Genomic DNA, 14,237 nt, shown 5'->3' with positions numbered 1-14,237 from the left:
ACCCCCATGAAAGAGCATTCCTGGCGAGAGGCATGGATTGCCTACAAGTCTCCCGCCAGCCTCGCGCTTTTGCTGCTGGGATTCGCCGCCGGCCTGCCGTACATGCTGGTGCTCTCCACCCTCTCGGTGTGGTTGCGTGAAGCGGGTGTCGGCCGGGAAACCATCGGTTTCGCCAGCTGGATCGGGCTGGTCTACGCCTTCAAATGGGTGTGGTCGCCCATGCTCGACCAGTGGCGCCTGCCCTTCATCGGCCGCCTGGGCCGCCGCCGCTCGTGGCTGGTGTTCTCCCAGGGGCTGATCGCCATCGGCCTGCTCGGCATGGCCCTGTGCAACCCGCAATTCCACCTGAACTGGCTGATCTGCCTGGCGATGGTGGTGGCCTTCGCCTCGGCCACCCAGGACATCGCCATCGACGCCTACCGCCTGGAAATCGCCGAGAACTCCCGCCAGGCCGCCCTCGCCGCCTGCTACATGACCGGCTACCGGGTCGCCGTGCTGTTCGCCACCGCCGGCGTGCTGTTCCTCGCCGAATGGGCCGGCTCCAGCGCCCTGCACTACAGCCAGTCGGCCTGGGCGCTGACCTACGCCGTGTGTTCGCTGGCGATCCTCCCCGGGCTGATCACCACCCTGCTGATGCGCGAGCCGCCGGTCAACGTGCAGCCCCAGGCCGGCAGCTCGGCATTCGCCTTCAACCATCAACTGCTCTCGGTGCTGACCCTGCTGGTGCTGCTGATCTCCGTGCCGGCCATGCTCACCGCGCTGACCAACCAGGCCTGGCCGCGCGCCGCGCTCTACGCGATCTTCATCGCCATCTGCATCACGCCCCACGGCCGCCGGCAGATCCGCCCGGTACGCGAGCTGCTGTCGAAGGTACGCCGGCCGCTGCTGCTGGCGGTGCACGGGCGCGGCCTGCCGCAGTTCGACTTCGTCCACCAGGCCGTATCGGTGATCGTGCTGATCATCCTGCTGGTCACGGGGACCGCCTTCATCAGCATGGCGGACGCCGGCAAGTGGTGGCTGGCCATTCTCTATCTGCTGATTTCCCTGAGCTGCATTTCCGCCCCTGGCCGCCTGCTGATGGCGCCGGTGCTGACGCCAATCACCGAATTCGTCCGCCGCTACCGCTGGCAGGCGCTGCTGCTGCTCGGGCTGATCTCCACCTACCGGATGTCGGACACCGTCATGGGCACCATGGCCAGCGTGTTCTACATCGACATGGGCTTCTCCAAGGACACCATCGCCACCGTCAGCAAGCTGTTCGGCGTGATCATGACCCTGGTAGGCGCGGCCGCCGGCGGTGTACTGATCGCCCGCTTCAGCATCCTGCCGATCCTTTTCATCGGCGGCGCGGCCTCGGCGGCGACCAACCTGCTATTCGCCATGCTCGCGCAGATGGGCGCGATCGAAGACCCGCACCTGATGGGACAGAACGTGTTCGCCCTGCTCAAGGTGCTGGAACCCCACGTCACCATGCTGGTGGTGACCATCATGCTCGACAACTTCAGCGGCGGCCTGGCTACTTCGGCGTTCGTCGCCTATCTGTCGAGTCTGACCAACCTGAAGTTCTCGGCGACCCAGTACGCCATGCTCAGTTCCACGATGCTGCTGCTGCCGCGTTTTATCGGCGGTTACTCCGGCGCCATGGTCGAGGGCATGGGCTACGAGCGGTTCTTCTTCTTCACGGCCTTGCTCGGCGTGCCGACACTGCTGCTGATCGGCTGGCTGTGGCTGCGCCGCCGCAACGACATGACCAACGGTGCGCCGGAGGAAACATCGGAAGCGCCGCCGCAACAACCTGCCAGCGCCGAGCGGCACTGAACCGGGGGAAACGAAAAAGGCCGGCGAATGCCGGCCTTTTGCTGGATGCCTGGCTCAATCGGCCAGCACCGCGTCCTCTTCACCTTTGACCACGCGCACTACTTTGCTCGGCGCCAGGTCGATGCTGTGGTCGAGCAAACGCGAGCGCACCTGCTCATTGAGCATGAAGGTCACCGCCCAGTAGTCCGAGTTGGCGGTCCACAGGCGCAGCGACAGGGTCACCGAATTCTCGCCCAGCCCCGCGACCACCACTACCGGCGCCGGCTGCTTGAGTACGCGCGGGTCCTCCGCCAGCTCCTTGAGAATGGCGCGCGCGCCATCCAGGTCGGCGTCGTAGGCCAGCTTCACGTCGAAGGTCACCTGGCGGGTCGCCTGGCTGGAGGTGTTGGTGATGATGCCGTTGGACAGCGCGCCGTTGGGCACGATCACGGTGCGGTTATCGCCGGTACGCAGCACGGTGTGGAAAATCATGATGGTGTCGACGGTGCCGGCCACGCCCTGCGCCTCGATCCAATCACCGATCTTGAACGGGCGGAACAGCAGGATCAGCACCCCGCCGGCGAAGTTCGACAGGCTGCCCTGCAACGCCAGGCCGATGGCCAGGCCGGCGGCACCAATGGCAGCGACGAAGCTGGTGGTCTGGATGCCGATCATCGACGCCACGCTGACCATCAGCAGGATCTTCAGGATGATGTTCACCATGCTGCCGATGAAGCTCTGCAGCGTCTTGTCCACATGCTTGGTGGACAGCACGCCGCCGACGCGACGGGTAAACAGATTGATCACCCACCAGCCGATCAGCAGGGTCAACAGCGCCAGCACGGCATTGCCCAGGTAGGCCAGGACGACCGGCGTCCAGGCCTCCGCGCTGTTCATGATCTGCTCGTAATTCATATCCATGGATGCAGGCCCCTTGTCTATTGCCATTTCAAAAACAAAACCGCCATGGCAAGCCATGGCGGTCGGGAGTTCGCCGAGCGACTCTATTACTGCGACGTCACTCGGGCGATGAGGTTCCGCTGAGAGATATCAGTCGCGGAAATTATTGAATTGCAGGGGCATACCCAGGGACTCGCCGCGCAGCAGCGCGATGGCCTCCTGCAGGTCGTCGCGCTTCTTGCCGGTGACACGCACCTGCTCACCCTGGATGGCGGCCTGGACCTTGAGCTTCTTGTCCTTGATCAGGGCGACGATCTTCTTCGCCAGATCCTTGTCGATGCCCTCGCGGAAATCGACTTCCTGCTTGACCACCTTGCCGGAAGCGAAGGAATCCTTGACCTCCATGCACTGTGCGTCGATCTTCCGCTTCACCAGGCTGGAGCGGAGAATGTCGAGCATCTGCTCGAGCATGAAGTCCGCCTCGGCGGTCAGGGTGATGGACTTGTCCTTGGCCTCGAAGCTGCACTTGCCCTTCAGGTCGAAACGGCGGTCCAGTTCCTTGACGGCATTGTCCAGGGCGTTGGTCAGTTCGTGTTTGTCCAGTTCGGACACCACGTCGAACGAAGGCATGACATCTCTCCAGATGGACGGCGCGACCCGGTTCACAGACGGGACGACGCCTGGCTTGACGATAAAAATGCGCGGTCATTATAACTGACCGACAAGACTGCGCCTGGCCCCGAGACAAAGAAGAGCCGGCATTTCCCACCTCTTTACGAGCCTGTTCATGCCAACCAACCATCTCAGCATCCTGGTGGTCGACGACGCCAAGTTCTCCAGCGCCATGATCGGCCGCGCGCTGAGCCAGGCCGGCTACCAGAATGTGCGATTCGCCAGCAGCGCCAGCGAGGCACTGGAAATCCTCGACAAGCACCCGGTGAGCATCCTCCTCGCCGACTGGCTGATGCCGGAGATGGACGGCCTGGAGCTCACCGCACGGGTCCGCCAGCTTGACGAGAGCGGCGACCACTACACCTACATCATCCTGCTCACCGGCAAGGAGGGCGACAACGCCCTGGCCGAAGCCTTCGATCGCGGCGTGGACGACTTCGTCAGCAAGTCGGCGATGAACGAGCAACTGGTGCCCCGCGTCCTCGCCGCGGACCGCCTGAGCAATACCCTGCAGCGCCTGCTGATGGAAAACCGCCTGCTCACCGAGAACATCACCAGCCTGGAAGAGCGCAACCTGGTGGACAGCGCCACCGGCCTGGGCAACCAGCGCTACCTCAAGCAGAAGCTGGCCGACAGCATCCGCCAGGTGGAATCGCGCGGCGGCGCCGTGTGCTACATGCTGATCGGCCTGCCGGAGCTGGCCGAGCTGGGCCAGAAGCACGGCCAGCCGTTCCAGAACGAACTGCTCCACGGTGTCGCCCGGCGCCTGCAACAGCTGGTGCGCCCGCTGGACGTACTGGCCCGCCTGGACAGCCAGCACTTCGCCCTGATCACCCTGCTGGAAGACCTGCAGGAATGCTCGCCCAGCAGCTTCCGCCGCCTGCACGAAGGCCTGAACCTCAAGGCCTTCAAGACCAGCGAAGGCTTCATCACCCTCAAGGCCGGCATCAGCCTGGTCGGCCTGGATGCCAAGGCGCTGCCGCTGGAAGTCGAGCAGCTCATGCAGCAGGCTCGCACCCTGCTCCCGGATGCCTACACCAGCGGACGGATCAACGCGAGCCGCCTGACCGGCCTGCGCTAAACTCCGCGGTAAGCCCTCCAACCGCGAAGTCCTTGCCATGACCTGGTACATCCTCGGCGCCGGCAGCCTCGGCTGCCTGTGGGCCGCCCGCCTGTCCCGCGCCGGCCTGCCCGTCCGCCTGCTGCTGCGCGACCGCCAGCGCCTCAACGCCTATCGCGCACTCGGCGGCATCACGCTGATAGAGGACGGTCGCGAAAGCCTCTACCCGATCCCCGCGGAAACCGCCGCCCAGGGCGCACCGATCCAGCGCCTGCTGCTGGCCTGCAAGGCCTATGACGCCGAGTCCGCCGCCGCCAGCGTGGCCGCGCGCCTGGCCCCCGGCGCCGAGTTGCTCCTGCTGCAGAACGGCCTCGGTAGCCAGCAGGCGGTCAGCGCGCACCTGCCCCGGGCACGCTGCCTGTACGCTTCCAGCACCGAAGGCGCGTTTCGCGCCTCCGACTTCCGGGTGGTCTTCGCAGGCGCCGGTCAGACCTGGCTGGGCGACGAGCTCGGTGGCCCCGCGCCGGACTGGCTCGCGGACCTGCGACAGGCGGAGATCCCCGCGCAATGGAGCGATGACATCCTCGAGCGCCTGTGGCGCAAGGTCGCGCTGAACTGCGCGATCAATCCGCTGACCGTCCTGCACCAGTGCCGTAACGGCGAGCTGGCCAGCCATCCGGCCGAAGTCGCCGGACTCTGCGACGAACTGGGCCAAGTGCTCCACGCCGCCGGCTATCCGCTCGCCGCGCGGGAACTGCAAGGCGATGTGGAACGGGTGATCGCCGCCACCGCCGCGAATTTCTCCTCGATGTACCAGGACGTGGCCAAGGGACGCCGCAGCGAGATTGCCTATCTGCTGGGCCACGCCTGCGCCGAAGGCGATCGCCTGCGTCTGCCGCTGCCGCGGTTGCGCGCCCTGCATGAACGCCTGCGTGCCTACCTGGTGGCGCGCGGATTGCCCGACACCTGATCGCGGGCTAACCTGCCCGCCTCTCCTGTTTTTCCAAGAAAGCGCCCATGCCTTCACCCATGAACCTGCGCCAGCGCCTGGAAGACCTGCCGGTCGGCCAGAAGGTCCTCGCCGCCCTGCTGGTGCTGCTGGCCACCGTCCTGCTGGTGGCCAATCTCGCCTTCATCAGCGCGGCCTACTGGATCTCCCAGGACAGCGTGGCGCCCCAGGCCCTGCAGACCATTGGCCGGCTGATCGCCAACCCGGCGCTCAGCGAGCCGGCGTTGGCTTCGCCGACCCAGGCCCAGGTCCTGCTGCGCCAACTGGACGATTACCAACCCCTGCGCGCCGCCGCGCTCTACGACAGCAACGGCGAGCGCATCGCGCAGACGCCCAGCAACGGCCCCATCGCGCTGCCTGAGCGCCTGGATCACCTGGAACGCTGGCGCCAGCACGAATACCGCCTCAATGCGCTGTTCGAACTGCCGCAACCCGGCCGCAACAGTGGCTACCTGCTGCTGGTGGCCAGCAGCGAACTGCCCGGCGCCTTCTACACCGGCACCCTGACCGCCAGCCTGGTGATCCTCGCCGTCTCCGTGCTGCTCTGGCTGCTCATCGCCCAGCAGATCCGCCGGCTGATCACCCGGCCGATTCGCAGCCTGGAAGAACTGTCGCGCCAGGTCACCCGCGAGGAGAACTACGCCCTGCGCGCCGAGCGTGGCAATGCCGACGAAATCGGACGCCTGGCAGACGCCTTCAACACCATGCTGACCCGCATCGACGCCCGCGAGCAGCAGCTCAAGCGCGCCCGCGACGACGCCCAGGAAGCCGTCGAGCAAGCCCAGTCGCTGGCCGAAGAAACCCGCCGCTCGAACCGCAAGCTGGAGCTGGAAGTCCAGGTACGCAGCAAGATCGAGAAGAAACTCACCGGCTTCCAGCATTACCTCAACAGCATCATCGACTCCATGCCCTCGGCGCTGATCGCCGTCGACGAGCAGCTCTACGTCACCCAGTGGAACCAGGAAGCCAGCCGGCTATCCGGCACCAGCCTGGACGATGCGGTGAACCAGCCGGTGTTCCTCGCCTTCCCGTCGCTCAAACCCTTCCTGCCGCAGCTCACCCGCGCGGCCGAGCAGCACAAGGTGGAGCGTGTCGAGCGCGTCACCTGGGCGCTGACCGACGCCCCGCGCCACTACGCGCTGACCTTCTACCCACTGATGGGCGGCACCGGCCGTGGTGCGGTGATCCGTATCGACGACATCACCGACCGCCTGGGCATGGAAGAGATGATGGTGCAGTCGGAGAAGATGCTCTCCGTCGGCGGCCTCGCCGCCGGCATGGCTCACGAGATCAACAACCCGCTGGGGGCCATCCTGCACAACGTGCAGAACATCCGCCGGCGCCTATCGCCGGAGTTGCCGAAGAACCTGGAGGTCGCCGGTGAGGTGGGCGTGCGCCTGGACGACCTCAACCACTACCTGGAAGCGCGGGAGATACCCAAGCTGATGGATGGCATCCAGTACGCCGGCTCCCGCGCCGCGAAGATCGTCACCCACATGCTCTCCTTCAGCCGCCGCAGCCACCGGCAGATGGCCGCCTGCGAGCTGCCAGCGCTGTTGGAGCAAGCCGTGGAGATTGCCGGCAACGACTTCGACCTCACCGGCGGCTTCGACTTCAAGTCGCTGGAGATCGTCCACGAGTACGACCCGCGCCTCGGCCCGGTGCCCGTGATCGCCAACGAAATCGAACAGGTGCTGCTCAACCTGCTGAAGAACGGCGCCCAGGCCATCCACCTGCGCGACGACGAAGAGGAAGGCGAGTACGGCCGCATCACCCTGCGCACCCGGCTCAATCCGCCCTGGGCGGAAATCCACGTGGAAGACAACGGCTGCGGCATGCCGGAGAACGTGCGCAAGCGCATCTTCGAGCCTTTCTTCACCACCAAGGAAGTCGGCCAGGGCACAGGGCTGGGCCTGTCGGTCTCCTACTTCATCGTCACCAACAACCACAAGGGGCAGATGGAGGTGCAGTCCGAGCTGGGTGTCGGCACCTGCTTCACCATCCGCCTGCCGCTGGCCGCCGAAATTCCCCCGCCGCTGCCGCTGCTGGCGCGCGACGACAAGGAGCATTGAGCATGGGCAACCGCCTGTCGAAGATCTACACCCGCACCGGCGATGCCGGTGAGACCGGCCTGGCCGATGGCCGCCGCGTGCCCAAGCACCACCCGCGCGTGGAAGCCATGGGCGCCGTGGACGAGCTGAACAGCCACCTCGGCCTGCTGCTGGCAGGGCTGCACGAAGCGCGCAGCAGTGCGCTGGAAGAAGTGATCGGCGTACTGGCGCCGATCCAGCACCGCCTGTTCGACCTGGGCGGTGAATTGGCGATGCCGGAGTACCGTGCGCTGAACGACGCAGAAGTGGAGCGTCTGGAGCAGGTGATCGACCGCTGGAACGAGGAGCTCGGGCCGCTGAAGAACTTCATCCTGCCGGGCGGCTCGCGCCTGGTCGCTCTCGCCCACCTGTGCCGCGCCCAGGCGCGCAATGCCGAGCGCCGCTGTCAGCAGCTGAATGCCGAGGAACCGCTGGAAGGCGCAGGCCTGCGCTACCTGAACCGGCTATCCGACCTGCTGTTCGTCGCCGCACGCTTCATCGCCCGGCGCCAGGGCGTGGAAGAGATTCTCTGGCAGGCCGCCGAAAAGCCCGCTTGAGCCCCCTCCATCCTCAATCCGGCACCGAGAGGTGCCGAACCTGTAGGAGCGAGCTTGCTCGCGAACCGCCCAGCACCTCAGCCAGGCCTGTTCGCGAGCAAGGGCTAGGCGCCCCCTCGGTCCCACGAAGATCCTTCAGCTCGACGGTTGATCGATCTTCGGCCAGAACGCGCGAATCCCCGCCACGCCCTGGGCTCCGGTCTGCCAGGCGCGCTCCAGGTCCTGCGGGCCGACACCGCCGAGCAGGAACACCGGCTGGTTGAAGCCATCGATCAGCTCAGCGGCCGCGTCCCAGCCCAGCGCGGGCTCGCCAGGATGACTCTCGGTGGGCTGCACCGGCGACAGGGTGACGAAATCCACGCCCATGCGGGTGGCCAGTTCCAGTTCCTCGGCGTTGTGGCAGGAAGCCGCCAGCAGACGCTCACGCGGGAACGGACGGCCATTGGGCGCGTATTTGCGCAGTTGCTCAGACGTCAGGTGCCAGCCGGCCGCCGGGAAATCTCCCAGCCATTCCAGCGGGCCCTTGAGCATCAGCTGCGCCTTGCCGGCGCACAGGCCCTGCACGTCCACCGCGAGATCGCGGTACTCGGGGCTGTACATGTTCGGCGCGCGCAACTGAACCAGGCGGATGCCGCTAGCGACTGCAGCGCGCACGCCCTGCACCAGTTGCGGGATTTCCAGGCCTTCCGGGGTGATCAGGTAGCGATCCGGCAGGCGTGCGGCCTGCACGATGGGTTCGTTGGCCGCCGGGAATTCGTAGTCCGGCAGGTCGCGCGGGGCAACCCAGGCCAGCGGCTGACCCTCGGCGCCGTGGGGCGCGCCAGAGAAGGCGGAGACTTCCCAGACATCCAGTAGCACGTGCTTGTCGCTGTAGTCGTGCTGCACACGGATCAGCGGACGCGCCTGCTCGACGTCGATGCCCAGCTCTTCCTTCAGCTCGCGAGCGAGGGCGACCTGCACCGCCTCGCCCTCTTCCACCTTGCCACCGGGAAACTCCCAGAGACCGCCCTGGTGCTTGTCGTCCGGACGGCGGGCGATCAGCACCCGGCCATCGAGTCCGCGAATCACGGCGGCGGCGACATGTACTCGTTTCACAGTGCTACTCCTCAATCCGATTCAGGCAGGGCCCGCGCAGAGGGGCATTCTACCGTCATTGGCGGGCGGGTTCAGGCGCGTTCGACCATCGCCGCGTCCAGCCAGGGGCGGAAGGCCGGCCAGGCGTAGATGGCATCGACGTAGTTCTGCGCCTCGATGGGCAGGGTTACGCAGTAGCTACGCAGGCGCGTGGCGACAGGCGCGTAGAACGCATCGGCAATGCTGGCGTGGCCGAACAGGAACGGGCCGTCCTGGCCGAACTGCTGGCGGCACAGCGCCCACAACTCGACGACGCGGGCGATATCCGCCTCCACGGCCTCGGGCACTTCCGCCAGCGGCTGGTTGCGCTGAATGTCCATAGGCATGTGCGAGCGCAGCGCCATGAAGCCACTGTGCATTTCGGCGCAAACCGTGCGCGCAAGGGCGCGGGCCGCTTCACCACGGGGCCAGAGGTGGGCTTCGGGAAAACGTTCGGCGAGGTATTCGGCGATCGACAGGGAATCCCAGATCAGCCCGTGCTCGCACTTGAGCGCCGGCACCTTGCCGCTGGGCGAGTGCTCGCGGATGCGCCGCGCAGTGTCCTGGCCTCCGAGGGGAATCAGGATTTCCTCGAACTCGGCGCCGGTGAGCTGCATGGCCAGCCAGCCGCGCAGGGACCAGGAGGAGACGTTCTTGCTGCCGATGATCAGGGTGAGGGACATGGACGCAATGCTCTTGAGGGTCAGTCAGAAGACCTTAGAGCGCGGCAGCCATGAAAACAAATTCCCGATTTTCATCCTTCGATGAAAATCGGGAATCCAAGTGGAGCAAGGTGCCGACGCAGGATCAGCACCTAAGGTTACGCAGCGATCAGGTGCGGTATTCCGCGTTGATCTTCACGTACTCGTGGGACAGGTCGGTGGTCCAGATGGTCTCGCTGCAGGTGCCGCGGCCGAGATCGATACGGATAGTGATCTCTTCCTGGGCCATGACCTTCGCGCCCTGGTCCTCGGTATAGCTGGCGGCGCGGCCACCGCGGCTGGCGATGGCGACATCGTCCAGGTACACGTCGATCAGGCTGACGTCGAGGTCCGGCACGCCGGCACGACCGACGGCGGCGAGGATGCGGCCCCAGTTCGGGTCAGACGCGAACAGCGCGGTCTTGATCAGCGGCGAGTGGGACACGGCGTAGCCGACATCCAGGCACTCCTGGTGAGTCGCGCCGCCGTTCACCTGCACGGTGACGAACTTGGTGGCGCCTTCGCCGTCACGGACGATGGCCTGGGCCAGCTCCATGGACACTTCCAGCACGGCCTGCTTCAGCGCGGCGAACAGTGCACCGGAGGCGGCGGTGATTTCCGGCAGCGCGGCCTGGCCGGTGGCGACCAGCATGCAGCAGTCGTTGGTGGAGGTATCGCCGTCGATGGTGATGCGGTTGAAGGACTTGTTCGAGGCGTCGCGCAGCAGGTCCTGCAGCACGCCCTGGGCGACCTTGGCGTCGGTGGCGATGTAGCCGAGCATGGTGGCCATGTTCGGCTTGATCATGCCCGCGCCCTTGCTGATGCCAGTGACGGTGATGGTCACGCCATCATGCTCGAACTGGCGGCTCGCGCCCTTGGGCAGGGTGTCGGTGGTCATGATCCCGGCAGCGGCGTCGGCCCAGTTATCCACAGACAGGTTGGCCAGCGCGGCGGGGAGCGCGGCTTCGATCTTCTCGACCGGCAGCGGCTCGCCGATCACGCCGGTGGAGTACGGCAGTACGGCGTTTTCCGGGACGCCGGCCAGCTCAGCCAGCTTGGCGCAGGTACGGGTGGCGTTGGCCAGACCCGACTCGCCGGTACCAGCGTTGGCGTTACCGGTGTTGGTCAGCAGGTAGCGCACCGGGCCCAGGAAGCGCTTGCGCGCCAGGATCACGGGGGCGGCACAGAAGGCGTTGGTGGTGAACACACCGGCGACGGTGGAACCTTCGGCGCAGCGCATTACCACGATGTCCTTGCGGCCAGGTCGCTTGATGCCGGCGGACGCAATGCCGAGTTCGAAACCGGGGACCGGATGCAGGGTGGACATGGGGCCGAGACCAACAGCCATGTGGCGCGCTCCTTTATTTTTCAGTGAATCGTTTTCAGTGGAATCGTTCTGGGGTGGTTCAAGTGAGAAAAACGCCGCGAGCGGCAGGGCCGGTCGCGGCGTCGATATCAGGGTCGGGGAAGGTTATTCCACCTGACCGTGGCAGTGCTTGTACTTCTTGCCCGAACCGCAGGGGCACGGCTCGTTGCGGCCGATCTTCGGTTCGTTGCGGATGGGTTCCATCGGCACCACGTTGTCAGTCGCCAGCTCGCCTTCTTCTTCCGGCTCGCCGGTGACCTCGTCGATGGACGGCGCGGCGGCATGCTGGAACTGCATGCGCTTGGCCATTTCCTCGGCTTCGCGACGCAGACGGGCTTCTTCTTCGGCCGGGTCTTCGCGGCGAACCTGGACGAAGGACAGCACGCGGATGGTGTCGCGCTTGATGGAGTTCAGCAGTTCCTGGAACAGGTTGAAGGACTCGCGCTTGTATTCCTGCTTCGGGTTCTTCTGCGCATAGCCGCGCAGGTGAATACCGTGACGCAGGTGATCCATGGTGGACAGGTGGTCCTTCCACAGGTCGTCCAGCACGCGCAGCAGCATTTGCTTCTCGAAGGTACGCAGGGCTTCGGCGCCGGCGAGGTCTTCCTTCTCGTTATACGCAGCCACCAGCTCGGTGAGGATCTTCTCGCGCAGGGTTTCTTCGTAGAGCTTGTCGTCTTCGTCCAGCCACTGCTGGATCGGCAGCTTGAGACCGAAATCGCTGTACAGCGACGCTTCCAGGCCGGCGACGTCCCACTGCTCGGGCAGCGACTGCGGCGGGATGTGCTCGCTGATGGTGTTGTTCAGGGTTTCTTCGCGGAACTCGACGATGGTCTCGCCGATGTTGTCCGCCGCGAGCAGGGTGTTGCGCATGTGGTAGATCACCTTGCGCTGCTCGTTGGCGACGTCGTCGAACTCCAGCAGTTGCTTGCGGATATCGAAGTTGCGGCCTTCGACCTTGCGCTGCGCCTTCTCGATGGCGTTGGTCACCATGCGGTGCTCGATGGCCTCGCCCGGCTGCATGCCCAGCGCTTTCATGAAGTTCTTCACCCGATCGGAGGCGAAGATGCGCATCAGGTGGTCTTCCAGCGACAGGTAGAAGCGGCTGGAGCCCGGGTCGCCCTGACGGCCGGCACGGCCGCGCAGCTGGTTGTCGATACGGCGGGACTCGTGGCGCTCGGAGGCGATCACGTGCAGGCCACCCGACTCGATGACCTGCTGGTGGCGCTTCTGCCAATCGGCCTTGATCTGCGCGACCTGCTCGTCGGTGGGGTTCTCCAGCGCGGCGACTTCCACTTCCCAGTTGCCGCCGAGCAGGATGTCGGTACCGCGACCGGCCATGTTGGTGGCAATGGTGACCGAGCCCGGACGACCGGCCTGGGCGATGATCTCGGCTTCTTTCTCGTGGTACTTGGCGTTCAGTACCTTGTGCTCGATCCCGGCTTTTTCCAGCAGCTGGGAAACGTACTCGGACGTCTCGACCGAGGCGGTACCCACGAGGATCGGACGGCCCAGCGCCTGGCACTGTTGCACGTCGGTGATGATGGCGGCGTACTTCTCGTCCTGGGTCAGGTAGACCAGGTCGTTGAAGTCCTTACGGGCAACCGGACGGTGGGTCGGGATTACCACCACGTCCAGGCCGTAGGTCTGGCGGAATTCGAACGCCTCGGTGTCGGCGGTACCGGTCATGCCGGCCAGCTTGGCGTAGAGGCGGAAGTAGTTCTGGAAGGTGGTGGAGGCCAGGGTCTGGCTCTCGGCCTGGATCGGCAGGTTTTCCTTCGCCTCGATGGCCTGGTGCAGGCCCTCGGAGAGGCGGCGGCCCGGCATGGTGCGGCCGGTGTGCTCGTCGATCAGCAGGACCTGGTCGCCCTGGACGATGTACTCGACGTTGCGGTGGAACAGGGTGTGGGCGCGCAGCGCGGCGTAGACGTGGGTCAGCAGGCTGAGATTGTGCGCCGAGTAGAGGCTCTCGCCCTCGGCCAGCAGGCCGTTCTGGGTAAGCAGCTCTTCGATGTACTGGTGGCCCTGCTCGTTCAGCTCCACCTGACGGGTTTTCTCGTCGATGCTGAAGTGGCCCTGCTGGGTCACCTGGCCTTCGACTTCCTCGACGTGGCGCTTCAGGCGCGGGATCAGCTTGTTGATCTTGATGTACAGCTCGGAGCTGTCTTCGGCCTGGCCGGAGATGATCAGCGGAGTCCGCGCCTCGTCGATGAGGATGGAGTCCACTTCGTCGACCACGGCGAAGTTCAGTTCACGCTGGAACTTGTCTTCCAGGCTGAACGCCATGTTGTCGCGCAGGTAGTCGAAGCCGAATTCGTTGTTGGTGCCGTAGGTGATGTCGGCGGCGTAGGCGGCGCGTTTCTCCTCCGGCGGCTGGAACGGGCTGACGATGCCGACGGTCAGGCCGAGGAATTCATACAGCGGGCGCATCCAGTTGGCATCGCGGCGAGCCAGGTAGTCGTTCACGGTGACCACATGCACGCCTTTGCCGGCCAGGGCGTTCAGGTAGACCGCCAGGGTACCCACGAGGGTCTTGCCCTCACCGGTACGCATCTCGGCGATCTTGCCTTCGTGCAGGGTCATGCCGCCGATCAGCTGAACGTCGAAGTGACGCATGCCCATCACGCGCTTGCCGGCCTCGCGGGCCACGGCAAAGGCTTCGGGCAGGATCTGGTCGAGGGTCTCGCCCTTGGCCAGGCGCGCCTTGAACTCTTCGGTCTTGGCCTTCAGTTGCTCATCGGACAGCGGAACCATCTGAGGCTCGAGTGCATTGATGGCCTGTACCTGCTTGACCATGCGCTTCACTTCGCGCTCGTTCTTGCTTCCAAAGAGTTTTTTCAACAAAGGCGCAAACATATCGACTGGGTCATCCGAACTGGAGAATTGGAGGGCTGCCCGACTGGCTGGCCGCGGCGCGGAACGGCAATTAAACGGGCATTCTACCCGGAAACGTGTACGAAAAAAGTGCCGAA

10 protein-coding genes and 1 pseudogene are annotated in these 14,237 nt (G+C 65.3%); 5 read left to right on the top strand and 6 right to left on the bottom strand.

Annotation, left to right across the window (positions count from 1 at the left end; all coding sequences use genetic code 11):
• Positions 1-6: 6 nt before the first annotated feature.
• A complete protein-coding gene (locus JVX91_RS11170; RefSeq protein WP_205339274.1) occupies positions 7-1,818 on the top strand; it encodes an AmpG family muropeptide MFS transporter in 1,812 nt (603 codons plus the stop codon).
• 54 nt (positions 1,819-1,872) lie between these two features.
• On the opposite strand, the gene JVX91_RS11165 is transcribed toward JVX91_RS11170, so the two are convergent.
• Positions 1,873-2,718, bottom strand: coding sequence for a mechanosensitive ion channel family protein (locus tag JVX91_RS11165; RefSeq protein ID WP_205339273.1), 846 nt, complete (start codon positions 2,716-2,718; stop codon positions 1,873-1,875).
• 129 nt (positions 2,719-2,847) lie between these two features.
• A complete protein-coding gene (locus JVX91_RS11160) occupies positions 2,848-3,327 on the bottom strand; it encodes a YajQ family cyclic di-GMP-binding protein (protein WP_205339272.1) in 480 nt (159 codons plus the stop codon).
• A 139-nt stretch (positions 3,328-3,466) separates the two neighbouring features.
• Between JVX91_RS11160 and JVX91_RS11155 the strand changes: the two are divergent.
• From JVX91_RS11155 to JVX91_RS11140, 4 genes and pseudogenes are all read left to right on the top strand, one after another.
• A pseudogene (locus tag JVX91_RS11155) lies at positions 3,467-4,450 on the top strand (response regulator); the annotation flags it as partial.
• A gap of 37 nt (positions 4,451-4,487) precedes the next feature.
• Positions 4,488-5,399 (top strand): putative 2-dehydropantoate 2-reductase, encoded by a 912-nt coding sequence (locus tag JVX91_RS11150; protein WP_205339270.1) that lies wholly within the window; start codon positions 4,488-4,490, stop codon positions 5,397-5,399.
• 59 nt (positions 5,400-5,458) lie between these two features.
• The gene (locus JVX91_RS11145) at positions 5,459-7,510 is read left to right on the top strand and encodes an ATP-binding protein (protein ID WP_205339985.1); all 2,052 of its coding nucleotides are present in this window, start codon (positions 5,459-5,461) and stop codon (positions 7,508-7,510) included.
• A gap of 2 nt (positions 7,511-7,512) precedes the next feature.
• On the top strand, positions 7,513-8,085 hold the full coding sequence (locus JVX91_RS11140; RefSeq protein WP_081517502.1) for a cob(I)yrinic acid a,c-diamide adenosyltransferase: 573 nt from the start codon (positions 7,513-7,515) through the stop codon (positions 8,083-8,085).
• Between the two features lie 135 nt (positions 8,086-8,220).
• On the opposite strand, the gene JVX91_RS11135 is transcribed toward JVX91_RS11140, so the two are convergent.
• The 4 genes from JVX91_RS11135 to secA form a co-directional block, all read right to left on the bottom strand.
• A complete protein-coding gene (locus JVX91_RS11135) occupies positions 8,221-9,180 on the bottom strand; it encodes a Nudix family hydrolase (RefSeq protein WP_205339269.1) in 960 nt (319 codons plus the stop codon).
• Between the two features lie 71 nt (positions 9,181-9,251).
• Positions 9,252-9,881 carry a glutathione S-transferase family protein gene (locus JVX91_RS11130; protein WP_205339268.1) on the bottom strand — a complete coding sequence of 210 codons (630 nt, stop codon included), beginning with the start codon at positions 9,879-9,881 and terminating at the stop codon, positions 9,252-9,254.
• A gap of 148 nt (positions 9,882-10,029) precedes the next feature.
• Complete coding sequence (argJ, locus tag JVX91_RS11125; protein ID WP_205339267.1) at positions 10,030-11,247, bottom strand: bifunctional glutamate N-acetyltransferase/amino-acid acetyltransferase ArgJ; 1,218 nt, start codon at positions 11,245-11,247, stop codon at positions 10,030-10,032.
• Between the two features lie 123 nt (positions 11,248-11,370).
• The gene (secA, locus tag JVX91_RS11120; protein ID WP_205339266.1) at positions 11,371-14,121 is read right to left on the bottom strand and encodes a preprotein translocase subunit SecA; all 2,751 of its coding nucleotides are present in this window, start codon (positions 14,119-14,121) and stop codon (positions 11,371-11,373) included.
• Positions 14,122-14,237 lie beyond the last annotated feature (116 nt).

Source organism: Pseudomonas sp. PDNC002, assembly GCF_016919445.1.
Taxonomy (GTDB): Bacteria; Pseudomonadota; Gammaproteobacteria; order Pseudomonadales; family Pseudomonadaceae; genus Pseudomonas.
The sequence above is the reverse complement of the archived record's forward strand: the minus strand, read 5'-3'. Positions and strand labels throughout refer to the sequence as shown.